Annotated in this window: 19 protein-coding genes; 12 read left to right on the forward strand and 7 right to left on the reverse strand. The window is 72.1% G+C overall.

Translation table 11 applies throughout. The features are described from left to right. Nucleotides 1-4: 4 nt before the first annotated feature. On the reverse strand, nt 5-1,876 hold the full coding sequence (locus ACZ4M5_RS01755) for an exo-alpha-sialidase (protein WP_467731980.1): 1,872 nt from the start codon (nt 1,874-1,876) through the stop codon (nt 5-7). 147 nt (nt 1,877-2,023) lie between these two features. Next, nucleotides 2,024-2,941 (reverse strand): quinone oxidoreductase family protein, encoded by a 918-nt coding sequence (locus tag ACZ4M5_RS01760; RefSeq protein ID WP_467731982.1) that lies wholly within the window; start codon nt 2,939-2,941, stop codon nt 2,024-2,026. 103 nt (nt 2,942-3,044) lie between these two features. Between ACZ4M5_RS01760 and ACZ4M5_RS01765 the strand changes: the two genes are divergently transcribed. Then, nucleotides 3,045-3,482 (forward strand): MarR family winged helix-turn-helix transcriptional regulator, encoded by a 438-nt coding sequence (locus ACZ4M5_RS01765; RefSeq protein ID WP_467731984.1) that lies wholly within the window; start codon nt 3,045-3,047, stop codon nt 3,480-3,482. Nucleotides 3,483-3,571: 89 nt separating this feature from the next. On the opposite strand, the gene fdhD is transcribed toward ACZ4M5_RS01765, so the two are convergent. Genes fdhD through ACZ4M5_RS01790 form a run of 5 tightly spaced genes read right to left on the reverse strand, consistent with a single transcriptional unit; the run spans nt 3,572 to nt 10,017 of the window. Next, the gene (fdhD, locus tag ACZ4M5_RS01770; protein ID WP_467731986.1) at nt 3,572-4,420 is read right to left on the reverse strand and encodes a formate dehydrogenase accessory sulfurtransferase FdhD; all 849 of its coding nucleotides are present in this window, start codon (nt 4,418-4,420) and stop codon (nt 3,572-3,574) included. Between the two features lie 7 nt (nt 4,421-4,427). Then, nucleotides 4,428-5,288, reverse strand: a complete 861-nt coding sequence (locus ACZ4M5_RS01775; protein WP_467731987.1) for a 2Fe-2S iron-sulfur cluster-binding protein — start codon at nt 5,286-5,288, stop codon at nt 4,428-4,430. Continuing rightward, the gene (locus ACZ4M5_RS01780; RefSeq protein WP_467731989.1) at nt 5,285-7,117 is read right to left on the reverse strand and encodes an NADH-ubiquinone oxidoreductase-F iron-sulfur binding region domain-containing protein; all 1,833 of its coding nucleotides are present in this window, start codon (nt 7,115-7,117) and stop codon (nt 5,285-5,287) included. The genes ACZ4M5_RS01775 and ACZ4M5_RS01780 overlap by 4 nt, the downstream gene beginning before the upstream one ends. Nucleotides 7,118-7,123: 6 nt before the next feature. Next, entirely contained in the window at nt 7,124-9,049 is a 1,926-nt protein-coding gene (locus tag ACZ4M5_RS01785; protein WP_467731991.1) for a molybdopterin oxidoreductase family protein, read from the reverse strand. Next, on the reverse strand, nt 9,046-10,017 hold the full coding sequence (locus ACZ4M5_RS01790) for a 2-dehydropantoate 2-reductase (protein ID WP_467731993.1): 972 nt from the start codon (nt 10,015-10,017) through the stop codon (nt 9,046-9,048). Before ACZ4M5_RS01790 ends, ACZ4M5_RS01785 begins: the two co-directional genes overlap by 4 nt. Nucleotides 10,018-10,251: 234 nt before the next feature. Here ACZ4M5_RS01790 and ACZ4M5_RS01795 point away from each other — a divergent pair, with 234 nt between their 5' ends. The 11 genes from ACZ4M5_RS01795 to ACZ4M5_RS01845 all read left to right on the forward strand — a co-directional run bounded on the left by ACZ4M5_RS01795 (nt 10,252) and on the right by ACZ4M5_RS01845 (nt 25,200). Then, entirely contained in the window at nt 10,252-11,586 is a 1,335-nt protein-coding gene (locus ACZ4M5_RS01795; RefSeq protein WP_467731995.1) for an OFA family MFS transporter, read from the forward strand. Further along, nucleotides 11,555-11,695 (forward strand): MFS transporter small subunit, encoded by a 141-nt coding sequence (locus ACZ4M5_RS01800; RefSeq protein WP_467731997.1) that lies wholly within the window; start codon nt 11,555-11,557, stop codon nt 11,693-11,695. Before ACZ4M5_RS01795 ends, ACZ4M5_RS01800 begins: the two co-directional genes overlap by 32 nt. Before the next feature lie 189 nt (nt 11,696-11,884). Beyond that, nucleotides 11,885-12,823 carry a beta-ketoacyl-ACP synthase III gene (locus ACZ4M5_RS01805; protein WP_467731999.1) on the forward strand — a complete coding sequence of 313 codons (939 nt, stop codon included), beginning with the start codon at nt 11,885-11,887 and terminating at the stop codon, nt 12,821-12,823. Nucleotides 12,824-12,971: 148 nt separating this feature from the next. Next, nucleotides 12,972-13,649: a GntR family transcriptional regulator gene (locus tag ACZ4M5_RS01810; RefSeq protein ID WP_467732001.1), complete on the forward strand. Its 678-nt coding sequence runs from the start codon at nt 12,972-12,974 to the stop codon at nt 13,647-13,649. 263 nt (nt 13,650-13,912) lie between these two features. Further along, nucleotides 13,913-15,094 carry an ROK family protein gene (locus ACZ4M5_RS01815; protein WP_467732003.1) on the forward strand — a complete coding sequence of 394 codons (1,182 nt, stop codon included), beginning with the start codon at nt 13,913-13,915 and terminating at the stop codon, nt 15,092-15,094. A gap of 250 nt (nt 15,095-15,344) precedes the next feature. Then, on the forward strand, nt 15,345-16,862 hold the full coding sequence (locus ACZ4M5_RS01820; RefSeq protein ID WP_467732005.1) for a sugar ABC transporter ATP-binding protein: 1,518 nt from the start codon (nt 15,345-15,347) through the stop codon (nt 16,860-16,862). Continuing rightward, the gene (locus ACZ4M5_RS01825) at nt 16,859-17,878 is read left to right on the forward strand and encodes an ABC transporter permease (protein WP_467732007.1); all 1,020 of its coding nucleotides are present in this window, start codon (nt 16,859-16,861) and stop codon (nt 17,876-17,878) included. Before ACZ4M5_RS01820 ends, ACZ4M5_RS01825 begins: the two co-directional genes overlap by 4 nt. A 17-nt stretch (nt 17,879-17,895) precedes the next feature. Next, nucleotides 17,896-18,942 (forward strand): substrate-binding domain-containing protein, encoded by a 1,047-nt coding sequence (locus ACZ4M5_RS01830; RefSeq protein ID WP_369194972.1) that lies wholly within the window; start codon nt 17,896-17,898, stop codon nt 18,940-18,942. 55 nt (nt 18,943-18,997) lie between these two features. Beyond that, entirely contained in the window at nt 18,998-20,209 is a 1,212-nt protein-coding gene (locus tag ACZ4M5_RS01835) for a Gfo/Idh/MocA family protein (RefSeq protein WP_467732009.1), read from the forward strand. A gap of 13 nt (nt 20,210-20,222) precedes the next feature. Next, entirely contained in the window at nt 20,223-21,221 is a 999-nt protein-coding gene (locus ACZ4M5_RS01840; protein WP_467732011.1) for a sugar phosphate isomerase/epimerase family protein, read from the forward strand. Nucleotides 21,222-21,477: 256 nt separating this feature from the next. Continuing rightward, a complete protein-coding gene (locus ACZ4M5_RS01845; protein WP_467732013.1) occupies nt 21,478-25,200 on the forward strand; it encodes a ThuA domain-containing protein in 3,723 nt (1,240 codons plus the stop codon). The last annotated feature ends 24 nt before the right edge of the window (nt 25,201-25,224 follow it).

Raw genomic sequence — 25,224 nt, forward strand, 5'->3', positions numbered from 1 at the left:
GACGTTAGTTGCTCCCGCTCACCCGGTCCATGGGCAGGTGCAGCACGGTGCCCCGGGAGGCCGCGCCCGCGGCGCCGGAGGCCAACTCCCGGTCGGACAGCGCCCGGTTCCACACCCGGACGTCGTCGACGGCCCCGGTGAGGAACGCGCGGCTGTCCATGCGCTGGCCGATGTGCACCCCGAACGGGGAGTTGCGGCTGACCGAGCCCGGTACGTCGGCGGTGGTGCGGGCGTCGCCGTCGAGGAAGAGGGTCAGTCGCCCGCCGCCGCGGCGCAGCGCCAGGTGGTGCCAGCGGCCGTCGTTGCGGGCGCCTGCGGCCGACACCGAGGCCGTCCGGACGGTGGTGGCTCCCGAGCGGGTGGTGATCAGCGCCCGGACTCGGTCGCCCGCCGGTTCCCCGCGCAGCCACACCTGGGGCTGGGCGCCGCCGGTGCCGCCCATCCACAGGAACGGCTGCTCCCCGGCCGCCGCCGTGTAGCGGAAGTGCAGCGAGGCGGTGAAGTCGCCCTCGCCGAGGGCCAGTCGCGCGCGATGGGGCAGCCGGACGGCGTCGTCGGCACCGTCGAAGGACAGGGCGCCGCCGCGCACCCCGCCGGTCCGCCGGGCACCGCCCAGGACGGCCGCCGCGGCGGCGCCCGGTGCCGTGTCGGGGGTGGTGGGGTCGGCGCCCCTGCGGGGCGCCGGCCAGTCCTCCGTGAAGCGCGCGAACCGGATCTCGTCGCGGGCGTCGGCCGCGCCGCCCTCGTACAGCAGGCCCACCGTCCGGTCGTCGACCGCCGCCATGTCGGAGTAGCCGGACCAGTCCCGCGTGACGAGCGTGCCGCGGTCCACGCTCTCCCAGGTGCGTCCACCGTCGTAGGAGGAGCGGACCATCATCGTGCGGCGGCGGTCGGGGTCGGCCGGCGCGGACAGCAGCAACCGGTCGCCCAGGCGCAGGGTCGCACCCTGGACCTGCGGTGTGTAGAGGTCCGGGAGGGCGCGGAAGGGGGCGGCGAAGGTGTCGCCGCCGTCGGCACTCAGGGCCTGGGAGCGGTGGCCGGCATCGGTGCCGTCCTGCTCGCGGCCGCTCACCAGGACGGCCCCGTCGGCCCGTTCGGTGAGCGTCATCTCCGACGGCTTCTGCCGGAACGCACCGTCCGGCGCGGCCGGCCAGGTGTCCGTGGCGCCGATCCTCCAGTGCTCGCCACCGTCGTCGCTGACGATCAGCGCGGCGTGGTTGGCGGTGACGCGGGAGCCGTCCCACGTCTCGGCGTTGACGCCGAGCACGAGCCGGCCGGCGTGCGCGCCGCGGGTCAGCTGGATGCCGTGCACGGGTCCGGTGGCGTACCAGGCGTTCCACCGCGCGGGCCGGATCTGCCCGCTCAGGTCGCGCGGCCTCGACCAGGTCCGCCCGTCGTCGTCGCTGTACTGCACGTGCGGGGTGCGGTCGCAGGGTGTGGCGCAGGTGCCGGCGTCGCCGCGCCCGCTGTTGTACGTCTGGGCCAGCAGGATCCGGCCGGTGCGGCGGTCCACGACCGGCGTCGGGTTGCCGTGCGTGTCGCCCGCGCCCTCGGTGACGACCCGCAGCGGGCCCCAGGTGCGGCCGCCGTCGGTGGAACGCTTCACGACGATGTCGATGTCGGCGGCGTCACCGCAGTTGAGCACCCGGCCCTCGGCGAAGGCCAGCAGCGTGCCGCGGGGGGTGCGCACGATCGCGGGGATGCGGAAGCAGGCGTATCCCGGGTCCCGGCCGGCCTTGAACAGGACCCGCTGCGTGAATTCCGGCTCGGGGGCGGCCGGCCGGCCCTGGGCCGGACCGGCGGGCAGGATCAGCGCCCCGGCCGCGACCACGGCGGTGAGGGCGGAACCGAGCGGGGAACGAAGGCGTGACGGCATGGGGCGACCTGTCCTTGAGGAGTGCGCCGGCCGGACGAGCGGGACCGGACCCGAGGACGTCCGCCCGGTCACCCGGAACGGCGTTCCCCTGCCCGGCCCGCGGGTCGCGGACGGTGCGTGGCTTCGCTGATCCCCCCGGAACGCGGGTCAGGGAACGAGGACGACCTTGCCCAGGTTGGACCGGCCCTCGATCTCGCCGTGCGCCTTCGCCGCGTCCTCCAGGGCGAACTGCCCGTGCACGACGGGCCGGACCTCGCCGGCCGCGAACAGCCGCCACAGCTCCCGGCGCCACTGCTCGTACAGCTCGGGCCTGCCGCGGGCGACCCGGGCCGTCTGGAAGCCGATGACCGACTTCGCGCCCACGAGCAGGTCGTACGCCTGGATGGCGCCGCCCCCCGAGCTGTACGCCACCAGCCGCCCCTCGGGGACGAGCGCGTGCAGGGCCCGGGTGAGCAACTCCCCGCCGACGGCGTCCAGGACGTAGTCGACGGGGGTGCCCCAGCTGGCGTCACCGTAGGAGATGACGTGGTCGGCGCCGAGGCCGCGCACGAAGTCGGCCTTGCCCGGGTCGGAGACGGCGCCCACGACGCGTCCCGCGCCGCGTGTCCTGGCCAGTTGCACGGCCAGATGGCCGACCCCGCTCGCGGCGGCCGTGACCAGCACCGCCTCACCGGGCTCGGGGCGCGCCGCCTCCAGGGCGCCGAGGGCCACCAGACCGCTGCGGACCAGGGCCACCGCGTCGACCGCGCCCGCCTCGTCCGGGACCGGGGAGGCCATCGCCTCGTGGAGCAGCGCGTGGTCGGCGTAGCCGTGGCCGAGGCAGAGTCCCGTCACGCGGTCACCGGTGGCGAAGTCGGAGACACCCGCGCCGACGGCCGTGACCACCCCGGCGATCTCCCCGCCCAGCGGGACGGGTTCCGCGGCCTCGGCGACCTTGCGGACGACCGGGAGCGTCACGCCGACGGCCTCCGTGCGCACGAGCAGCTCCCCGGGGCCCGGCTCGGGGAGCGGCGCCTCCTCGACGTACAGGGGACCGCCTGGACAGTCGTAGCGGACGCGGCGCATCACACCTCCGGAACCGTTGGTGGGCCCAACGAAATCGTTGGGGAGCCCAACGGTATCGGAGGATCATAGGAACACCCAACGATTACCTGGTTAGGCTGCGCCCATGTCGGAAGCCCCCCTGCCCGCGATCCGCTCCCTGCCCAGCTGGCTGCTGGGCCGTGCCGCCGCCCGCGGGCGGACCCTGGTGGCCGAGGCGCTGGCCGCCGAGGACATGCGGATGTGGCACCACGTGGTGCTCTCCGCCGTCCACGACCTCGCCCCCGTCGCGCAGGCCGATCTGGGCCGGGCGGTCCGCCTCGACCCCAAGGACCTCGTCGGCGTCCTCGACGACCTGCAGGCGGCCGCCCTGGTGGTGCGCGAACCCGACCCGAAGGACCGCCGCAAGAACGCCGTGTCGCTCACCGCGGCGGGAGGCAGGTTGCTGGAGCGCTGCGAGGAGGCGGCCCGCGCCGCCAACGACGAGCTCCTCGCGCCGCTGTCGCAGGCCGAACGGGAGCAGTTCACCGGCATGCTGCGGCGGATATCCGGCATCGCCGGCTGAGGCGGACGGGCCGAGACGGGGCCCCTGCGGCGCAGGGGGCGCTCCCCGCCGGTCGGGGCCCCGCCGCCGTGTAGCGGAGGGGGCCGGTCTCAACCCTGGGCGGCCGCGGTCCGCACGGCGATACGGCCCTCACCCGCGTACACGTTCATGGAGGCGCCCCGCAGGAACCCCACCAGCGTCAGGCCCGTCTCGGCGGCCAGGTCCACCGCCAGGGAGGACGGCGCGGACACGGCGGCCAGCACCGGGATGCCGGCCATCACGGCCTTCTGCGCCAGTTCGAAGGAGGCCCGGCCCGACACCAGCAGGACCGCCCGCGACAGCGGCAGCCGCCCGTCCTGCAGCGCGCGGCCGACCAGTTTGTCGACCGCGTTGTGCCGGCCCACGTCCTCCCGGACGTCGAGCAGCTCGCCCTCCTCGGAGAACAGCGCGGCCGCGTGCAGCCCGCCGGTCCGGTCGAAGACCCGCTGGGCCGCGCGCAGCCGGTCGGGCAGGCTCGCCAGCAGCTCGGGCGTCACCCGCACCGGGGGAGTGTCGGCGATCGGCCAGCGGGCCGTCGTGCGGACGGCGTCCAGCGACGCCTTGCCGCACAGGCCGCACGACGAGGTGGTGTAGACGTTGCGCTCCAGCGTGATGTCCGGGACCACCACACCGGGGGCCGTCGACACGTCGACCACGTTGTAGGTGTTCGAGCCGTCGGCCGTCGCCCCGGCGCAGTACACGATGTTCCGCAGGTCCTGCCGCCCGGCCAGCACGCCCTCGCTGACCAGGAACCCGGCGGCCAGCGCGAAGTCGTCCCCGGGCGTGCGCATGGTGATGGCCAGGGGCTTGCCGTTCAGCCGGATCTCCAGCGGTTCCTCGGCGACGAGCGTGTCGGGCCGGCTGGAGACCGCCCCGTCCCGGATGCGGAGCACCTTGCGTCGTTCCGTGACTCGTCCCATGTCCAGATCAGTCCCGGTTCTGTACGTGCTGGTAGCCGAAGCGGCCCTTGATGCAGAGATTGCCGTGGGTCACCGGGTTGTCGTGCGGCGAGGTGACCTTGACGATCTCATTGTCCTGTACGTGCAGCGTCAGGTTGCAGCCCACTCCGCAGTACGCGCACACCGTGGTCGTCTCCGTCTGCCGCGACGGGTCCCATGTACCCGCCGCGCGCATGTCGAACTCGGACTTGGGGGAAAGTGCGCCCGTGGGGCACACCTCGACGCAGTTCCCGCAGTACACGCACGCCGAGTCGGTCAGCGGCGCGTCGTGCTCCACGGCGATCCGCGCGTCGAAGCCGCGCCCGGCGACCGCGATCGCGAAGGTGTTCTGCCACTGCTCGCCGCAGGCGTCGACGCACTTGTAGCAGAGGATGCACTTGCCGTAGTCCCGGACGTACAGGTCGTTGTCGATCCGCGGTTCCTCGTCCAGGCGGGCCGCGTCCGGGCCGAAGCGGTCCGGTTTCGCCTCGTACTCCTTCAGCCACCCGGCCACCCCGGGAGTCGTCGACAGGTCGACGGAGGACGCGAGCAGCTCCAGGACGACCTTGCGGCTGTGCCGGGCGCGCTCGGTGTCGGTGCGCACCCGCATGCCCGGCTCGGCCTTGCGGGAGCAGGCGGGGACGAGGGTGCGGGCGCCCTCCACCTCCACGACGCACACCCGGCAGGCGTTCTTCGGCCGCAGGGTGTCGCCCTCGCACAGGGTCGGCACGTCCGTGCCCGCCGCCCGGCACGCGTCCAGGATCGTCGAGCCCTCCGGGACCCGGGCCTCCTGCCCGTCCAGGGTGAACTCCAGCATCCGGCGCGGGATCCCCAGCGGTGTCACGGTCATTCGTACGCCCCCAGACGGTCGATGGCGGATTCCACGGCGTTCCACGCGGTCTGCCCCAGACCGCAGATCGAGGCGTCCCGCATCGCGCGGCCGACCTCCCGCAGCAGGGCGACGTCCCCGGCGGCGCCGGCCCCGGTGCGGTCCACGATGCGGCGCAGCGCCTCCTCCTGCCGCACGGTCCCCACCCGGCAGGGCACGCACTGCCCGCACGACTCGTCGCGGAAGAACTCGGCGATGCGCAGCAGCAGCCGGGGCAGGGGCACGCTGTCGTCGAAGGCCAGCACGACGCCGGAGCCCAGGGTCGTGCCCGCCTCGCGCGTGCCCTCGAAGGTCAGCGGGATGCCGGTCTCGTCGGCCCGGACGAAACCGCCGGCCGCCCCGCCGAGCAGGACGGCCCGCAACCCGTCCCGCACCCCGGCCAGTGCCAGCACCTCGCCCAGGGTCGCGCCGAACGGCACCTCGTAGACGCCCGGCCGCTCCACACTGCCCGAGACGCAGAACAGCTTCGGCCCGGTCGATCCCTGCGTCCCGATCGCCGCGTACGCCGGGGCGCCCATGGTCAGGATCGGCAGGACGTTGACCAGCGTCTCCACGTTGTTCGCGGTGGTCGGCTTGCCGAACAGGCCCTTCTCCACCGGGAACGGCGGCTTCGAGCGGGGTTCGCCCCGGTGGCCCTCGACGGAGTTGAACAGGGCCGTCTCCTCGCCGCAGATGTAGGCGCCCGCACCGCGCCGGATCTCGATGTCGAAGGCGTACCCCTGGCCGAGGACGTCGTCGCCCAGCAGCCCCCGGGCCCGGGCCTGCCCGATCGCGTGCTCCAGCCGGCGCAGGGCGCGCGGGTACTCGCCGCGCAGATACAGGTAGCCCCGGTGGGCGCCGGTGGCGTACCCCGCGATGGTCATGGCCTCGACGAGTGCGTACGGGTCGCCCTCCATCAGCACCCGGTCCTTGAAGGTGCCGGGCTCCGACTCGTCGGCGTTGCAGACGAGGTAGTGCGGACGGTCCGGCTGGGAGGCGGTGGCCTGCCACTTGCGCCCGGTGGGGAAGGCGGCACCGCCCCGGCCCAGCAGACCGGAGTCGGTGACCTCGCGGATGACCCCGGCCGGTCCCAGCGCGAAGGCCCGCCGCAGTGCGGTGTAGCCGCCGTGGGCCCGGTAGTCGTCCAGGGACGCCGGGTCGACCACACCCACCCGGTGCAGCAGCAACAGCCCTTCCTGCCCGGCCTGGGGCACCGCCATCGAGGCGGGCGGTTCCTCGGGGGCCGAGTCCGGGGCGCTCGCGGCGAGCACGGCGCCCGCCACCGTCGCCGGGGCCGCGACCGCCGTGCGGACCGGGTCCCCGGCCCTGATCGCGAGTGCCGCCGGGGCGCGCTCGCACAGGCCGAGGCAGGGACTGCGCTCCACTTCCACCCCGCCCCGGGGACCGAGCCGCTCCTCGATCCCGGCACACAGCTCCTGGGCTCCGGCCGCCGCGCACGCCAGGTCGGTGCACACGTGCAGCACGGTCGCCGGACGCTGCCGCACCGAGAACATGGCGTAGAAGGTGGCGACCCCGTACGCCTCCGCCGGCGGCACGGTCAGCCGGCGGCACAGGTAGCCGAGGGCGCCCTCGCTGATCCAGCCGATCCGGTCGTTGATCGCGTGCAGCCCCGGCAGCAGCAGCTCGCGGCGGTCCCGGGCCTCGCGCCCGCCCCGGGCCCACCGGAGATCGGCGGCCCGTGTCTCGTCGCGGGCGGCGCCCTCCCAGGAGGACTCGGGAGGCCCGAGCAGGGCGTCCACGGCCGCCCGTTCCTCGTCCGTCGGTTTGCCGTCACCGAAGTGCAGGTCCACAGTGCGTCACCCCACGATGGTCGCGATGGGCAGCTTCTCGATCCGGATCGCCGACGCCTTGAACTCCGCCGTCCCGGCGATCGGGCAGTTGGCCTCGATCGTCAGCGCGTTGGTGTCCACCTCGTCGGGGAAGTGCATGGTCATGAAGGCGAGCCCGGGCCGCAGCGCGGTGTCCACCCACACCGGCGCGGTCACCGACCCGCGCCGCGAGGTCACCCTGACCTGCTCGCCGACCACCACCCCGTAGCGCTCGGCGTCCTCCGGGCTCAGCTCGACGTACTCGCCGCGCCGCAGCGGGGAGGCGTAACCACCGCTCTGCACACCGGTGTTGTACGAGTCGAGCCGCCGCCCGGTGGTGAGCCGGATCGGGTACCGCTCGTCGGTGAGGTCCACGGGCGGGTCGTGCTGCACGATCCCGAAGGGCGCGCGCCGTCCGCGCCGGGCCGGCTCGGGGTCCCACAACCTGCCGTGCAGGTAGGGCGGTTCGAGCCCGTCGGTGCTGGGGCACGGCCACTGGATGCCCTGGTGCTCCTCCAGGCGCTCGTACGTCATGCCGTGGTGGTCGGGGGAGACCGACCGCAGCTCGTTCCACACGGTCTCGGCGTCGGCGTACTTCCAGTCGTGGCCGAGGCGGGCCGCGAGGTCGCAGAGGATGTCGATGTCCTCACGGGCCTCGCCGGGCGGGGTGACGGCCCGGCGGACGCGCTGGACGCGCCGTTCGCTGTTGGTGGTGGTGCCCTCGGTCTCCGCCCAGCCGGCCGTGGCGGGCAGCACGACATCGGCGAGCTCCGCCGTCTTCGTCAGGAAGATGTCCTGCACGACCAGGAAGTCCAGGGCCCGCAGACGCCGAACGGCCTGCTCGCTGTCGGCCTCCGACTGGGCCGGGTTCTCGCCGATGCAGTAGACGGCCTTCAGGCTGCCGTCCTCCATGGCCTCGAACATCTCGGTGAGGTTCAGGCCGTAGTGGGGCTGGATGACGGTGTCCCAGGCCGCCTCGAACTTGCGCCGGGTGTCCGGGTCGAGCAGGTCCTGGAAGCCGGGCAGGCGGTTGGGGATCGCGCCCATGTCACCGCCGCCCTGCACGTTGTTCTGCCCGCGCAGCGGTTGCAGCCCCGAACCCCAGCGGCCCACGTGCCCGGTGAGCAGGGACAGGTTGATCAGGGCGCGCACATTGTCGGTGCCGTTGTGGTGCTCGGTGATGCCGAGCGTCCAGCACAACTGGGCGCGCTCGGCCCGGGCGTAGGCGTGGGCCAGCTCCCGGATCGCCGCGGCCGGCACGCCCGTCACCTTCTCGGCGAGGGACGGCGTCCACGGCTCGACCAGGGCCCGGTACTCCTCGAAGCCGGTCGTGGCCCGCTCGACGAACGCCTCGTTCACGAGTCCCGCGTGGATGATCTCGCGGCCGATCGCGTGCGCCATGGGGATGTCCGTGCCGACGTTCAGGCCGAGCCAGCTCTCGGCCCACTCGGCGGTCGACGTCCGGCGCGGATCCACCGCGTACATCCGCGCACCGTTCCTGATCCCCTTCAGCACGTGCTGGAAGAAGATGGGGTGCGCGAAGCGGGCGTTGGAGCCCCACATCACGATCACGTCGGTGTGCTCGATCTCCTCGTACGACGACGTGCCGCCGCCCGAGCCGAACGCCGCCGACAGCCCCGCCACGCTCGGGGCGTGGCAGGTGCGGTTGCAGGAGTCGACGTTGTTGGTGCCCATGACGACCCGGGCGAACTTCTGCGCCACGTAGTTCATCTCGTTGGTGGCGCGGGCGCAGGAGAACATGCCGAAGGCTCCGCGGTTGCGCTCCAGCCCGCGGGCGGCCCGGTCCAGGGCCTCCTCCCAGGTGGCGCGGCGGAACGGCTCCTCGCGGGAGTCCCTCACGAGCGGGTGGGTGAGCCGTGTGTAGGTCCTGGGGGTCCGGTCGCGTTTCCTCATGCGGCGCTCCTCAGCGCGAGCAGGTCCGAGATGGCGTGCACGGTGCGCAGGGTGGGCACGTCCACGCCGGTGATCTCCGCCAGTTCGACGACGGCCGCGAGCAGGACGTCGAGTTCGAGCGGCTTGCCGCGTTCCAGGTCCTGGAGCGTGGAGGTGCGGTGGTCGCCGACCCGTTCGGCGCCCGCGAGCCGGCGCTCGACGGAGACCCCGACCTCGCACCCCAGGGCCTCGGCGACCGCGAGGGTCTCGGTCATCATGATCTCGATGACCCGGCGGGTGCCGCCGTGCAGGCACATCTGCCGCATGGTCGCGCGGGCGAGGGCGCTGATCGGGTTGAAGGAGATGTTGCCGAGCAGCTTGACCCAGATGTCACTGCGCAGGTCCGGTTCGACCGGGCACTTCAGGCCGCCCGCCCGCATGGCCTCGGAGAAGTCGAGGCAGCGCGCCGAGCGGCTGCGGTCGGGCTCGCCGACGGAGAACCGGGTGCCCTCCAAGTGCCGTACGACGCCCGGCCCTTCCAGTTCGGTCGCCGCGTAGACGACGCAGCCGACGGCCCGTTCGGGCGCGAGCACCGCACTGACCGCGCCGCCCGGGTCCACGCTCTCGATCCGGCGGCCGTCGTGGGGGCCGCCGTGCCGGTGGAAGTACCACCAGGGAATGCCGTTCTGGGCCGCCACCACGGCCGTGCCACCGTGCAGCAGGGGCGCGACGAGCGGCCCGCACGCCGCGTACGCGTTGGCCTTCAGGCCCAGGAAGACGTAGTCGGCCGGGCCGACCTCGCGGGGGTCGTCGGTGGCGTGGGGGTGCGCGGTGAAGTCACCGCGCGGGCTGCGCACCCGGACTCCGTGCCGCCTCATGGCCGCCAGATGCGGTCCACGGGCGATGAGATGCACGTCGGCGCCCGCGCGGTGGAGCGCGGCGCCGACATAGGCGCCGATGGCACCGGCACCGAGAACTGCGACTTTCACGAAGGCACTCCGTTCGGTTTGAGGGATACCGCGGAGGTGGGGGCCGACGGCGGCCGTACGGCCCGCCGTCGGCTCGTGCACGACTTGTGTCGACGAAATATTGTCTACAGTATGGAAGTTGCAGCGGCAAGGGTCCGCGCGCCGACCGTTCGGCGCATGCCGGGTACCGCTCGTCGCACACGGACCGCGGACCGCTTTCTCAACGACTGTGCGGAGTCCTACCGTCCGGGGTTCATGAGTCCCCCCGTCGCACCCCCGGGCTGGAGCCGCTGGCTCGTCCCGCCCGCCGCTCTCTCGGTCCATCTCTCCATCGGCCAGGCCTACGCCTGGAGCGTGTTCAAGCCCCCGCTGGAGTCCGCGCTCGGCCTCAGCGGCACGCAGAGCGCGCTGCCCTTCCAGCTGGGCATCGTCATGCTGGGACTGTCCGCCGCGTTCGGCGGCACGCTCGTGGAGCGCAACGGCCCGCGCTGGGCCATGACCGTCGCCCTGCTCTGCTTCTCCTCGGGCTTCCTGCTGTCCGCGCTGGGCGCGTCGTTGGAGCAGTACTGGCTGATCGTCCTCGGCTACGGCTTCGTCGGCGGCATCGGACTCGGCATCGGCTACATCTCCCCGGTCTCCACCCTCATCAAGTGGTTCCCGGACCGCCCCGGCATGGCCACCGGCATCGCCATCATGGGGTTCGGCGGCGGCGCGCTCATCGCCTCGCCGTGGTCCGCGCAGATGCTGGAGTCCTTCGGCTCCGACAGCTCCGGCATCGCGCTGGCCTTCCTCGTGCACGGACTGTCGTACGCCGTCTTCATGCTGCTGGGTGTGCTTCTGGTCCGGGTCCCGCGTCATGCCCCCGAGGAGCGGGCCGCCGCGACGCAGGCCCCGACCGGCCCGCAGGTCTCCGCGCAACAGGCTGTCCGCACCCCGCAGTTCTGGCTGCTGTGGGTGGTGCTCTGCCTGAACGTCACCGCCGGCATCGGCATCCTGGAGAAGGCCGCGCCGATGATCTCGGACTTCTTCGCGGACACCTCCACTCCGGTGTCGGTGACCGCCGCCGCCGGCTTCGTGGCGCTGCTGTCCGCGGCGAACATGGCCGGCCGCCTCGGCTGGTCCTCCACGTCCGACCTGATCGGACGGAAGAACATCTACCGCGTCTACCTCGGTGTCGGCGCGCTGATGTACACCCTCATCGCCCTGTTCGGCGACTCCTCCAAACCCCTCTTCGTCCTGTGCGCGCTGGTCATCCTGTCCTTCTACGGAGGCGGATTCGCCACGATCCCCGCCTATCTGAAGGATCTGTTCGGTACGTACCAGGTGGGCGCCATCCACGGGCGGCTGCTGACCGCCTGGTCCACGGCCGGGGTGCTCGGGCCGCTCATCGTGAACTGGATCGCCGACCGGCAGGAGGAGGCGGGCCGGCACGGGGCGTCCCTGTACGGACTGTCCTTCGTCATCATGATCGGCCTGCTCGTCGTCGGCTTCGTCGCCAACGAACTGGTCCGGCCCGTCGCCCCGCGTCATCACATCCCGGCACAGAGGGAGGCCGCGCATGTCGAACACCAGCAGTCAGAGTCCGCCTAGCCCGGGCCGTCGGTGGCTGATCGCCTTCGCCTGGGCGTGGGTGGGGGTACCGCTCGCCTACGGCCTGTACGAACTGGTCCGGAAGGCGAGCCAGCTGTTCACCGGCTAGGGACGGTCGTCCGGCCGGGCCGGCCGGCCGTTCCGGGAGGTCGTTCGACAGGTGTCCGGACGTCCGAGGTGCTGACAGAAGCCGACAACCCGGGGGACCGTTTCCTGTCGCCTCGGGTGCCGTCGTACCCGTGAGTCACTGTTCAGACTGGTGGACCCGCTACCCAAGGCAACGAGGGGGACCCGCCCAATGAACGGCTCGCGCATCGCCGCCGTCGGCCACTACCAGCCCGCCAAGGTGCTCACCAACGAGGACCTGGCGGGTCTGGTGGACACCAGTGACGAGTGGATCAGGAGCCGGGTGGGCATCCGTACCCGCCACATCGCCGGACCCGACGAGCCCGTCGACGAACTCGCCGCGCACGCCGCCGCCAAGGCCCTCGCCTCGGCCGGGCTGACCCCGGCCGACATCGACCTGGTGCTGGTCGCCACCTCCACCGCCGTCGACCGCTCGCCCAACGCGGCCGCGCGGGTCGCCGCCCGCCTCGGCGTGCCGCAGGCCGCCACCATGGACCTCAACGTCGTGTGCGCCGGGTTCACCCACGCCCTGGCCACCGCCGACCACGCCGTCCGCGCGGGAGGCGCGAGCCGGGCGCTGGTCATCGGCGCCGACAAGATGTCCGAGGTCACCGACTGGAACGACCGCAGCACCTGCGTGCTGGTCGGCGACGGGGCCGGGGCCGCGGTGGTGGAGGCCGCCGATGAGGCGGGCATCGGGCCGGTGCTGTGGGGGTCGGTGCCCGAGATGGGGCACGCCGTGCGGATCGAGGGCACCCCGCCGCGCTTCGCCCAGGAGGGGCAGAGCGTCTACCGCTGGGCCACCACCCAACTCCCTCCCATCGCACGCCGGGCCTGCGAGCGCGCCGGGCTCGCACCGGCCGACCTCGCCGGGGTCGTGCTGCACCAGGCGAACCTGCGCATCATCGAGCCCCTCGCCGAGAAGATCGGCGCCGTGAACGCGGTCGTCGCCCGCGACGTGACCGAGTCCGGCAACACCTCGGCCGCGAGCATCCCCCTGGCCTTCTCCAAGCTCGTCGAACAGGGCGCGCTCACCTCGGGCGACCCGGTCCTGTTGTTCGGCTTCGGCGGGAACCTGTCGTACGCGGGACAGGTCGTGCGCTGTCCCTGAGCGGCGGGGCGATGTGACGCGGTCGACTCCCCGCAGCCCTGGCACTGGTGCGCCGTAGACTGTAGACGAAAGACAATCGATACCGAATCCGCGGCGACACGGGCTCTCCGCCGCGCTCCGCACGGCTCAGCCGAGGAGGGGGACCGCGATGCTGTCGACAGGACTGCCCCAGGGGGCGGTACCCAAGCTGGAACGCCCGGGACCGCTGCGCGACCGCGTCTACGAGGCGCTGCTCGAGCTCATCACCACCCGTGCCCTCCAGCCCGGCCAGCACCTCGTCGAGAGCGAACTCGCCGGGCACCTGGGCGTGTCGCGGCAGCCCGTGCGCGAGGCACTCCAGCGGCTCAACACCGAGGGGTGGGTCGATCTGCGGCCCGCCCAGGGCGCGTTCGTGCACGAGCCGACGGAGGAGGAGGCCGACCAGCTCCTCACGGTCCGTACGCTCCTGGAGGCCGAGGCGGCCCGGCTGGCCGCGGTGAACGCGAACAGCGCCGGCATCGCCGACCTGGAAGCCCTGTGCGCGGAGGGGGAGAAGGCCGTCGAGGCCGACGACGTGGACGGCGCCGTCGCCATGAACGCCCGCTTCCACGCCAAGATCATGGAGCTGGCCGGCAACGCGGTCCTCGCCGAACTCGCCGCCCAGGTCGACCGGCGCGTGCGCTGGTACTACACGCCGGTGGCCCGGCAGCGCGGCGGGCAGTCCTGGATCGAGCACCGCGAGCTCATCGCCGCCGTGGCCGCGCGGGACGAGCAGCGGGCCACGCACCTGATGCGCGAACACACCGAGCACACCCGGCGGTCGTACCACGCGCGGGGGCGTTCGTAGGGACCGGGCGGCTCCGCCTCGCCGTTGGGCGGAGCGGAGCCGCGGGCCGGGTGCGGGCTTGCCGGAATGTCCTCTTCGCCGGATGAGGGAGCCTCGTCTCCCCGGCTTTGTCCTGTGAGTGGAAAAAGTGAGCGGCAATTCCTGCGCGACTTCTTCCCAGCCCCGGCAGCCACTGCTACGTTCCCTCCGAAAGCACGCCACCGACGGTGGCGGAAAACCGGCGCGCAGAGGCCGAAAGAGGCGGGGAGGGGCTCGTGAGACGTATGACCGCACGACCCGGGAACGCTCACCAGGCCCGACTCCTCAGGCTGTTGCGCGACGGCGGTCCCAACTCCCGCGCCCAGCTGGGCGACCAGGTGGACCTCTCCCGGTCCAAGCTGGCCGTGGAGGTGGACCGGCTGCTGGAGACGCGGCTGGTCGTGGCCGACGGTCTCGCCGCCTCGCGCGGCGGGCGCCGCAGCCACAACATCCGGCTCAACCCCGAACTGCGTTTCCTCGGCGTCGACATCGGCGCGACATCGATCGACGTCGCCGTCACCAACGCCGAACTGGAGACCCTCGGGCACATCAACCAGCCCATGGACGTGCGCGAGGGGCCGGTCGCGGTCTTCGAGCAGGTCCTGGCGATGGCGGCGAAACTGCGGGCCTCCGGGCTCGCGGAGGGGTTCGACGGCGCCGGCATCGGCGTCCCGGGCCCGGTCCGCTTCCCCGAGGGCATCCCGGTGGCGCCGCCCATCATGCCCGGCTGGGACGGCTTCCCCGTGCGGGAGGCGCTCAGCCAGGACCTCGGCTGCCCGGTCATGGTCGACAACGACGTGAACCTGATGGCGATGGGGGAGCAGCACGCGGGCGTCGCCCGCACCGTCGCCGACTTCCTCTGCGTCAAGATCGGCACCGGCATCGGCTGCGGCATCGTCGTCGGCGGTGAGGTCTACCGCGGTACGACGGGCAGCGCCGGCGACATCGGGCACATCCAGGCCGTGCCCGACGGCCGCCCGTGCGCCTGCGGCAACCGAGGCTGCCTGGAGGCCCACTTCAGCGGAGCGGCCCTCGCCCGCGACGCCCTGGAGGCCGCCCAGCAGGGGCTCTCCCCCGAACTGGCCTCACGGCTGGAGACCGCCGGCGGCCTCACCGCCGCCGATGTCGCCGCCGCCGCGGCCGCCGGGGACGCCACCGCCCTCGAACTGATCCGTGAGGGCGGCAACCGCACCGGCCAGGTCATCGCCGGCCTGGTCAGCTTCTTCAACCCGGGCCTGGTGGTGATCGGCGGCGGGGTGACCGGCCTCGGCCACACCCTGCTCGCCGCGATCCGCACCCAGGTCTACCGCCAGTCGCTGCCCCTGGCGACCGGCAACCTGCCCATCGTCCTGGGGGAGTTGGGGCCCGCCGCCGGAGTGATCGGCGCGGCCCGGCTCATCAGCGACCACCTGTTCTCTCCCGCGTAGTCCTTCCCGACAGCACGGCAGCACAGCACCCGGCACAGCCCACCGCATCCCAGTCCGGCCCACCGCACCGCACCAGTCCGGCCCACCGCACCGCACCAGTCCGGCCCACCGCACGCACGCACCCGCCCGCACCGCACCCGGCCCAGGCACGGCTCACCCGGCACAGCGCCCTGCTTCGCCCTGCCCTGCGCCGCACCACGTCTGCCCGGCAAGCGCCCTGTCACCGGCCCGCCCGCCAAGGGGAATCCGCATGGCACCAGAACCACCGCTGCTCAGCATGTCCGGCATCACCAAGTCCTTCCCCGGAGTCCGGGCCCTCGACGGCGTCGACCTCGACGTCCTGGCCGGCGAGGTCCACTGTCTCCTCGGCCAGAACGGCGCCGGCAAGTCGACCCTCATCAAGGTCCTGGCCGGCGCGCACCAGCCCGACACGGGCGTCATCCGGTGGCGCGGCGAGGAGGTCACCCTCCGGTCGCCCATCGCCGCCATGCGGCTGGGCATCGCGACCATCTACCAGGAACTCGACCTGGTGGAGCACCTCTCCGTCGCGGAGAACGTCCACCTCGGGCACGAGCCGACCGCGGCCGGCTTCGTCGTCCGGGGCAGGGTGGCGAAGGAGTCGACCGCCGCACTGCTGAAGCGGCTCGGCCACGGGGAGATCGATCCCGCCCGGCTCGTCGGGGACCTGTCCGCGGCGCAGCAGCAGATCGTGTCCATGGCCCGGGCGCTCTCCCACGACGTGCGGCTCATCGTGATGGACGAACCGTCCGCCGCCCTCGACCCGGACGAGGTCGACAACCTCTTCCGCATCGTCGGCGACCTGACCGCCGCGGGCGTCGCCGTCGTCTACATCTCCCACCGCCTGGAGGAGATCCGCCGCATCGGCGACCGGGTGACCGTGCTGAAGGACGGTCGGGCCGTGGCGAACGGACTGCCGGCCGAATCGACCCCGACCCGCGAGGTCGTCGCTCTGATGACCGGGCGCAACGTCGAGTACGTCTTCCCGGACCGGCCCCTCTCCCCGCCGGCCGCCGAACCCGTCCTCACGGTGCGGGGGCTGTCGCGGCAGGGCGAGTTCGAGACGCTGGACCTGGAGGTGCGGCCCGGTGAGATCGTCGGTCTGGCCGGACTCGTCGGCTCGGGCCGCTCCGAGATCCTGGAGACCGTCTACGGCGCCCGCAAGCCGACGACCGGTCAGGTGCTCGTCCAGGGACGGGCGTTGAGGCCCGGCAGCGTGCGGGCCGCCGTCCGCGCCGGACTGGGGCTCGCCCCCGAGGAGCGCAAGGCGCAGGCCCTGCTGATGCTGGAGTCCGTCACCCGCAACGTGTCGGTCTCCTCCATGTCCCGCTTCTCCCGCGGCGGCTGGGTCGACCGGGGCGCCGAACTCGGTGCCGCCCGGGCCGCCACCCGCGAACTGTCGCTCAGGCCCGACAACCCCTCCGTGCCCGTGCGCACCCTGTCCGGCGGCAACCAGCAGAAGGCCGTGCTCGCGCGCTGGCTGCTGCGCGGCTGCAAGGTGCTGCTGCTCGACGAACCCACCCGCGGCGTCGACGTGGGCGCCCGCGCCGAGCTGTACGCGGTCATCCGCCGCCTCGCCGACGAGGGGCTGGCCGTCCTGCTGGTCTCCAGCGAGGTGCCGGAAGTGCTCGGCCTCGCCGACCGCGTGCTGGTCCTGCGCGAGGGCCGGGTCGTCCACACCGCACCCGCCCGCGAACTCGACGAACACCGCGTACTCGACCTGGTCATGGAAGGAAGCCCGGCGTCATGACGCAGCCCGTCTCCCCGCCGCGGGACAGCAGCACCACCAAGGTGTCCCAGGCCCAGCCCCCCGCCTGGCGCGGCCTGATGGCCCGCGCCGACGTCCGCACCCTGTCCCTGCTCGGCGTCCTCGCCGTGCTGGTCCTCATCGGCGGCATCACCAAGCCCGACGAGTTCCTCGACACCCGCAACCTCCAACTCGTCCTCACCCAGGCGTCCGTGATCGGCGTCGTCACCGTCGGCATGACCTTCGTCATCGTCTCCGGCGGCATCGACCTGTCGGTCGGCGCGATCGTCGCCCTCGCCTCGGTGTGGGCCACGACCGTCGCCACCCAGGAGTACGGCTTCATCGGCATCCTCTTCACGGCGGTCGTCGTCGGCGTCGGCTGCGGCCTGGTCAACGGGATGCTCATCGCCTACGGCGCGATGGTGCCGTTCATCGCGACCCTGGCCATGCTGGCCTCCGCCCGGGGCCTCGCCCTGCAGCTCACCGACGGCAAGACGCAGATCGTCACCGTGCCGTCGGTCCTGGACCTCGGCGAGCGCGACGCCTACGTCCTGGGTGTCCCGCCGCTGGTGCTGGTGTTCGCCGTCGTCACCGTGATCGGCTGGCTGGTGCTCAACCGCACCACGTTCGGCCGCCGCACGGTCGCCGTCGGCGGCAACCCGGAGGCCGCCCGGCTCGCCGGTATCGACGTCCGCCGCCAGCGGCTCTACCTCTACCTGCTGTCCGGGCTGTGCTGCGGCATCGCCGCCTTCCTGCTGATCATCCTGTCCGGCTCCGGCCAGAACACCAACGGCAACCTCTACGAACTCGACGCCATCGCCGCCGCGATCATCGGCGGCACGCTCCTCACCGGAGGCCGCGGCACCATCACCGGCTCCGTCCTCGGCGTCCTGATCTTCACCACGATCACCAACATCTTCGCCCTGAACAACCTGCAGAGCGACGTCCAGCAGATCGCCAAGGGCGCGATCATCGTCGCCGCCGTGCTGGTCCAGCGCCGTACCGCGAGCACGACCTGAGGAAAGGGTTCACCGCCATGCCAGAGATCACCAGCCGCAGAGGGCTGCTCTTCGGGGCCGCCGCCGTCTCCGCCGGGGCCCTCATCACGGGGTGCACCAGCAACGAGCCGTCCGAGTCCAAGGACGAGCCGGCCGGGAACAACCAGCCGGCCGCCGACGACAAGCCGGGCAAGCAGGTCACCATCGGCTTCGCCGGGCCGCAGGCCGACCACGGCTGGCTCAACGCCATCAACGACAACGCCAAGAGCCGCGCCGAGAAGTACTCCGACGTCACCCTGGAGATCACCGAGGGCTCCAACGACACCGCCCAGCAGATCGGCCAGATCGAGACGCTCATCAACAAGAAGGTCGACGTCCTGGTCGTGCTGCCCGCCGACGGCAAGGCCCTCACCCAGGTCGGCCTGAAGGCCATGCGCGCCGGCATCCCGGTCGTCAACCTCGACCGCATCTTCAACACCCCGCAGGCCTACCGCTGCTGGATCGGCGGCGACAACTACGGCATGGGGCTCAACGCCGGCCACTACATCGGCGAGAAGCTCAAGGACAAGAAGGACGCCCGCGTCATCGAGCTGGCCGGCCTGGACAACCTGGAGCTGACCAAGCAGCGCACGCAGGGCTTCGACGACGCCCTGAAGAACTACCCCAACATCAAGAAGGTCGCCCGCCAGGCCGCCGAGTTCACCGTCGAGTCCGGGCAGGCCAAGATGGCCCAGTTGCTCCAGGCGCAGTCCAAGTTCGACGCGCTGTGGAACCACGACGACGACCAGGGCGTGGGCGCGCTGCGGGCCATCGAGCAGGCCGGGCGCGACGACTTCCTGATGGTCGGCGGTGCCGGGGCGCTGTCCGCCTTCCAGGCCATCAAGCAGGACGACGGCGTGCTCAAGGCGACCGTGCTGTACCCGCCGACCATGGCCGCCTCCGCGATCGACCTCGCCCGCGCCCTCGGCCAGGGCAAGGGCATCGGCGGGCTCGCCGAGTTCGAGATCCCGTCGTCGCTCACGCTCTACTCGGCGGTCGTCGACAAGACCAACATCGACCAGTACATGTCCACCGGCTTCAAGTAGTTCCACCCGCACCCCCCACGTGCGCCACCCCGACCAGGACGAGGAGGACACCCGTATGGGACAGCCGCAAGCGCAGCCGGAAGGGACCGAGGCAGGGAAGCCACCCCTGCGCGTGGGGATGGTGGGGTACGCCTTCATGGGCGCCGCCCACTCGCAGGGGTGGCGCACCGCGGGCCGCGTCTTCGACCTGCCGATGGATCCCGTGATGGCCGTGATCTGCGGCCGGGACGCCGGCGCCGTCCGGGCGGCGGCCGGCCGGCACGGCTGGGCGTCCACCGAGACCGACTGGCGCGCCCTCGTCGAACGGGACGACGTCGACCTGGTCGACATCTGCACGCCCGGCGACAGCCACGCCGAGATCGCGCTGGCCGCCCTGGCCGCGGGCAAGCACGTGCTGTGCGAGAAGCCGCTGGCCAATACCGTCGAGGAGGCCACCTCGATGGCCCGGGCGGCCGAGGAGGCGTACGGGCGCGGCCAGATCGCCATGGTCGGCTTCAACTACCGCCGGGTGCCGGCCACCGCGCTGGCCCGCCGGATGGTCGCCGACGGCCGCCTGGGCAGGCTGCGGCACGTGCGCGTGACGTACCTGCAGGACTGGCTGGTCGACCCGCAGTTCCCGCTGACCTGGCGGCTGCGCAAGGAGCAGGCCGGATCGGGCTCGCTCGGCGACCTGGGCGCGCACATCGTCGACCTCGCCCAGTACCTGGTGGGGGAGCCGCTGGCGGGGGTGTCCGCGCTGACGGAGACCTTCGTACGGGAACGGCCCCTGCCCACCGGGGCCAGCAGCGGACTGTCCGCCGTGACGGCCGCCGGAGCCGGAGCGGTGACGGTGGACGACGCGGCCCTGTTCACGGCCCGCTTCCCCTCCGGCGCCCTCGCCTCTTTCGAGGCCACCCGCTACGCCACGGGCCGCAAGAACGCCCTGCGCATCGAACTCAACGGCGAGCGCGGCTCGCTCGCCTTCGACCTGGAGCGGCTGAACGAACTGTCCTTCCACGACGGCACCGGGCCGGGCGCGGAGGCCGGCTTCCGCCGGATCCTGGTCACCGAACCCGACCACCCCTACCTGGACGCCTGGTGGCCGCCGGGCCACGGCCTCGGCTACGAGCACACCTTCGTCCACCAGGCCCGCGACCTCGTCCACGCCGTGGCCGAGGGCCGCCGCCCCGACCCGTCCTTCACCGACGGGCTCCAGGTGCAGCGGGTGCTCGCCGCGGTCGAGGAGAGCGCAGAGAAGAACTCCGTCTACACGCCGATCGCCCTCTGAGGAGGCCCGCAGGATGCCGCGCACCTTCACCCTGTTCACCGGCCAGTGGGCGGACCTGCCCCTGGAGGAGGTCTGCCGACTGGCCCGTGACTTCGGTTACGACGGCCTGGAACTGGCCTGCTGGGGCGACCACTTCGAGGTCGACAAGGCATTGAGCGACCCCGGGTACGTCGAGTCCAGGCACCAACTCCTCGACAAGTACGGCCTGAAGTGCTGGGCGGTCTCCAACCACCTGGTCGGCCAGGCCGTCTGCGACGCCATCATCGACGAACGCCACCAGGCGATCCTGCCGGAGGCGGTCTGGGGCGACGGCGACCCGGAGGGGGTCCGGCAGCGGGCCGCGGAGCGCATGAAGGACACCGCCCGCGCGGCGGCCGCCTTCGGTGTGGACACCGTCATCGGCTTCACCGGCTCCGCCATCTGGCACCTGGTCGCCATGTTCCCGCCCGCGCCCGACGCGATGATCGAACGCGGCTACCAGGACTTCGCCGACCGCTGGAACCCGATCCTGGACGTCTTCGACGCCGAGGGCGTGCGCTTCGCGCACGAGGTCCACCCCAGCGAGATCGCCTACGACTACTGGACGACCCAGCGGGCCCTGGAGGCCGTCGGCAACCGCCCGGCGTTCGGCCTGAACTTCGACCCCTCGCACTTCGTGTGGCAGGACCTCGACCCGGTGGGCTTCCTGTGGGACTTCCGCGACCGGATCTACCACGTCGACTGCAAGGAGGCCCGCAAGCGCCTCGACGGACGCAACGGCCGGCTCGGCTCGCACCTGCCCTGGGGCGACCCGCGGCGCGGCTGGGACTTCGTCTCCGCGGGGCACGGCGACGTCCCCTGGGAGGACGTCTTCCGGATGCTGCGCTCCATCGACTACCGGGGGCCGGTCTCCGTCGAGTGGGAGGACGCCGGGATGGACCGGCTCCAAGGGGCGCCCGAGGCCCTGACCCGGCTGAAAGCCTTCGACTTCGAGCCGCCCAGCGCGTCCTTCGACGCGGCGTTCAACAGCTGATCGGGGCACCGGCGCAGGCCGGGGACCGGCAGCACCCGCCGGTCCCCCCTCCGACCTGCGCGGACCCCGCTTTGTCCAGCGATGGGAAAAAGTTCAACCGATCCTGGCGCAAGGGGTGTTCGCGCCGGACGGACCCGGTTACCGTCCTTGAAGTGTTCAGGACACACGCACTTCCGGGGTGACGGCGCACCCCGGCGCCCGCACCGCACGTCTTCGACCCACCCCGTACGGCCCACCCCGTTCCCGGAGGGACTTCGTGCACAGAAGCAGAATCAGCACCACCCGCACCCCCAGGCGGCCCAGGCTTCGCACCTCTCTCGCCCTCTTCACCGGCCTGCTCTTGGCCGTGGGCACCCCGGCCGGTGTGGCCGGAGCCCACCCCGGCCACCCCGAGCACGACGGACCGGCCGCCGCCGAGGGACAGTTCCAGCAGGTTCCGCTCGCCAAGGGCGAACCCGAGATGGGCGAGCCCATGTCGCTCGCCGTGCTCCCGGACCGCAGCGTCCTGCACACCTCACGCGACGGCACGCTGCGCCTGACCGACCAGGGCGGCGTCACCAAGGTCGCCGGCAAGCTCGACGTGTACAGCCACGACGAAGAGGGCCTCCAAGGCGTCGGCATCGACCCGGACTTCAAGAACAACCGGGCCATCTACCTCTACTACGCCCCGCCGCTCGACACCCCCGCGGGCGACGCACCGGAGACCGGCACCGCCGAGGACTTCAAGAAGTTCGACGGCGTCAACCGCCTCTCCCGCTTCACGCTGAACGCCAACGGCACGCTGAACCTGGCCAGCGAGAAGAAGGTCCTGGACGTCGCGGCCTCCCGGGGCATCTGCTGCCACGTCGGCGGCGACATCGACTTCGACGCGGACGGCAACCTCTACCTGTCGACCGGCGACGACACCAACCCCTTCGCCTCCGACGGCTACACCCCCATCGACGACCGGCCGAACCGCAACCCGGCCTTCGACGCCCGCCGCAGCGCCGGCAACACCAACGACCTGCGCGGCAAGATCCTGCGCATCAAGGTCGCCGAGGACGGCTCGTACACCGTCCCGGAGGGCAACCTCTTCGCCCCCGGCACCGACAAGACCCGTCCCGAGATCTACGCGATGGGCTTCCGCAACCCGTTCCGGATGAGCGTCGACGACAAGACCGGCACCGTCTACGTCGGCGACTACGGCCCCGACGCGGGCGCCGCCGACCCCAGGCGCGGACCGGCCGGACAGGTCGAGTTCGCCAAGGTGACCAAGGCCGCCAACTTCGGCTGGCCCTTCTGCACCGGCGACAACGACCCGTATGTTGACTACGACTTCGCCACCAAGGAGTCCGGCGAGGCGTTCGACTGCGCCGCCCCGAAGAACACCTCGCCGCACAACACCGGTCTGGTCGACCTGCCGCCCGCGCAGGCCGCCTGGATCCCCTACGACGGCGGGTCCGTACCCGAGTTCGGCAGCGGCTCCGAGTCCCCGATGGCCGGACCGGTCTACCGCTACGACCCCGACCTCGACTCCGGCGTGAAGTTCCCCGAGGCCTACGACGGCGATTTCTTCGCCGGTGAGTTCGGCCGCCGCTGGATCAAGCGGATCGGGCAGACCGACGACGGCACGGTCGCGAAGATCAACGACTTCCCGTGGACCGGCACCCAGATCATGGACATGGAGTTCGGTCCCGACGGCGCGCTCTACGTCCTCGACTACGGCGTCTCCTGGTTCCAGGGCGACGAGAACTCCGCGCTGTACCGCATCGAGAACGCCGAGGACGGCTTCTCCCCGATCGCCGAGGTGAGCGCCGACAAGACCTCCGGCGCGGCCGGCCTCAAGGTCAGGTTCACCGCCTCCGCCAAGGACGCCGACTCCCCGCAGCTCACCTACAGCTGGGACTTCGGCGACGGCACCAAGGGCGAGGGCCTCACCCCCACCCACACGTACAGGAAGGTCGGCACCTACAGCGCCACCTTCACCGCCAAGGACCCCGAGGGCAACACCGGCAACGCCAGCGTGCGGATCGTCGTCGGCAACACCGAGCCCAAGGTGCGCATCGACGTGCCCGGCAACGGCTCCCTGGCCGCCTTCGGTGAGCCCGTGCCGTTCAAGGTGACCGTCACCGACCCCGAGGAGACGATCGACTGCTCCAAGGTCAAGGTCGCCTACAGCCTCGGCCACGACTCCCACGCCCACGAGCTGACCAGCGAGATGGGCTGCGAGGGCACCCTGAAGCCGCCCCCCGGTGACGGCGGCCACGACCCCAACGCCAACATCTACGGCGTCGTCGGCGCCAGCTACACGGACTCCGGCGCGAACGGCCAGGAGGCGCTGACCGGCACCGCCCGCACCGTGCTCCAGCCGCTGCACCGCCAGGCCGAGCACTTCACCGAGCAGTCCGGCGTGTCCGTCATCGACAAGACCGGCGCCAACGGCGGCAAGACCGTGGGCGACGTCCACGACGGCGACTGGATCTCCTTCAGCCCCTACCGCTTCGACGGGCAGAAGAAGGTGACCGTACGGGCCTCCTCCGGCGGCGCGGGCGGCTTCGTCGAACTGCGCACCGGCTCCCCCGAGGGACCGCTGCACGGCTCGGCCTACATCCCGCCGACCGGCGGCTGGGAGACCTTCCAGAACGTCGACGTGCCCCTGAGGGCGCTGCCCAAGAAGACCACCGACATCTACCTGGTCTTCAGGGGCGGTGAGGGCGCGCTGTTCGACGTGGACGACTTCGAGTTCTCCAAGCAGCCGTTCAAGGGCGGCAAGAAGGTCCTGGTCTTCTCGAAGACCGCCGGTTTCCGCCACGACTCCATCCCGGCCGGCATCACCGCGCTGAAGGAACTCGGCGCCCCGGCCGGCATCACGGTCGACGCCACCGAGGAGGCCAGGCAGTTCACCACGGCCAACCTCGCCAAGTACGACGCGGTGGCCTTCCTGTCCACCACCGGTGACGTGCTCGACGCCGAGCAGCAGAAGGCGTTCGAGGACTACGTGGCGGGCGGCGGCGGGTACCTGGGCATCCACGCGGCGGCCGACACCGAGTACGACTGGGAGTTCTACGGCGGCCTCGTCGGCGCCTACTTCCACTCGCACCCGGCCATCCAGAAGGCCACCGTCCGCGTCGAGGACCACGACCACCCGTCCACCACGCACCTCGGCGACGCCTGGGAGCGCACCGACGAGTGGTACAACTACCGCACCAACCCGCGTGAGCAGGCCAAGGTCCTCGCCACCCTGGACGAGACCACCTACCAGGGCGGGAACATGAAGGGCGACCACCCGATCGCCTGGTGCCAGAGCTACGGCGGCGGCCGCTCCTTCTACACCGGCGGCGGCCACACCAAGGAGTCCTACACCGACGAGGCGTTCCGCGCCCACCTGCTCGGCGGCCTGCAGTACGCCACCGGCCAGGTCAAGGCGGACTGCAAGCCGAGCAAGGACTACCGGAAGATCTTCAACGGCCACACCCTGGACGGCTGGAAGCAGGCCGGTCCCGGCACGTTCGACGTCAAGGACGGCACCCTGGAGTCCCAGGGCGGCATGGGCCTGCTCTGGTACCAGGCCAAGGAGCTGAAGTCGTACTCGCTCAAGCTCGACTGGAAGATGCGGGGCGACGACAACTCCGGGATCTTCGTCGGCTTCCCGGCCTCCGACGACCCCTGGTCCGCGGTGAACAAGGGCTACGAGATCCAGATCGACGCCACGGACGCGCCCGACCGCACCACGGGCTCCGTCTACTCCTTCAAGTCGGCCAACATCAAGGCCCGTGACCAGGTCCTGCGGCCGCCCGGCCAGTGGAACTCCTACGAGATCAAGGTCCAGGGCGAACGCCTCCAGGTGTTCCTCAACGGAGTCAAGATCAACGACTTCACGAACAAGGACCCCGAGCGGAGCCTGACCGACGGCTACATCGGCCTGCAGAACCACGGTGCCGGCGACAAGGTCACCTTCCGCAACATCCAGTTGAAGGAACTGCCCGTCAAGGGCGACTGAAACGGCGGCGGGCGGGGGACGCCG

Source organism: Streptomyces sp. NPDC026246 (assembly GCF_055567995.1).

Excerpts from the sequence above, each read along its gene's own strand:
- ACZ4M5_RS01755 (WP_467731980.1), bottom strand. The coding sequence starts at position 1,876 with ATGCCGTCACGCCTTCGTTCCCCGCTCGGTTCCGCCCTCACCGCCGTG.
- ACZ4M5_RS01760 (WP_467731982.1), bottom strand. The coding sequence starts at position 2,941 with ATGCGCCGCGTCCGCTACGACTGTCCAGGCGGTCCCCTGTACGTCGAG.
- ACZ4M5_RS01765 (WP_467731984.1), top strand. The coding sequence starts at position 3,045 with ATGTCGGAAGCCCCCCTGCCCGCGATCCGCTCCCTGCCCAGCTGGCTG.
- fdhD (WP_467731986.1), bottom strand. The coding sequence starts at position 4,420 with ATGGGACGAGTCACGGAACGACGCAAGGTGCTCCGCATCCGGGACGGG.
- ACZ4M5_RS01775 (WP_467731987.1), bottom strand. The coding sequence starts at position 5,288 with ATGACCGTGACACCGCTGGGGATCCCGCGCCGGATGCTGGAGTTCACC.
- ACZ4M5_RS01785 (WP_467731991.1), bottom strand. The coding sequence starts at position 9,049 with ATGAGGAAACGCGACCGGACCCCCAGGACCTACACACGGCTCACCCAC.
- ACZ4M5_RS01795 (WP_467731995.1), top strand. The coding sequence starts at position 10,252 with ATGAGTCCCCCCGTCGCACCCCCGGGCTGGAGCCGCTGGCTCGTCCCG.
- ACZ4M5_RS01800 (WP_467731997.1), top strand. The coding sequence starts at position 11,555 with ATGTCGAACACCAGCAGTCAGAGTCCGCCTAGCCCGGGCCGTCGGTGG.
- ACZ4M5_RS01805 (WP_467731999.1), top strand. The coding sequence starts at position 11,885 with ATGAACGGCTCGCGCATCGCCGCCGTCGGCCACTACCAGCCCGCCAAG.
- ACZ4M5_RS01810 (WP_467732001.1), top strand. The coding sequence starts at position 12,972 with ATGCTGTCGACAGGACTGCCCCAGGGGGCGGTACCCAAGCTGGAACGC.
- ACZ4M5_RS01815 (WP_467732003.1), top strand. The coding sequence starts at position 13,913 with ATGACCGCACGACCCGGGAACGCTCACCAGGCCCGACTCCTCAGGCTG.
- ACZ4M5_RS01820 (WP_467732005.1), top strand. The coding sequence starts at position 15,345 with ATGGCACCAGAACCACCGCTGCTCAGCATGTCCGGCATCACCAAGTCC.
- ACZ4M5_RS01825 (WP_467732007.1), top strand. The coding sequence starts at position 16,859 with ATGACGCAGCCCGTCTCCCCGCCGCGGGACAGCAGCACCACCAAGGTG.
- ACZ4M5_RS01830 (WP_369194972.1), top strand. The coding sequence starts at position 17,896 with ATGCCAGAGATCACCAGCCGCAGAGGGCTGCTCTTCGGGGCCGCCGCC.
- ACZ4M5_RS01835 (WP_467732009.1), top strand. The coding sequence starts at position 18,998 with ATGGGACAGCCGCAAGCGCAGCCGGAAGGGACCGAGGCAGGGAAGCCA.
- ACZ4M5_RS01840 (WP_467732011.1), top strand. The coding sequence starts at position 20,223 with ATGCCGCGCACCTTCACCCTGTTCACCGGCCAGTGGGCGGACCTGCCC.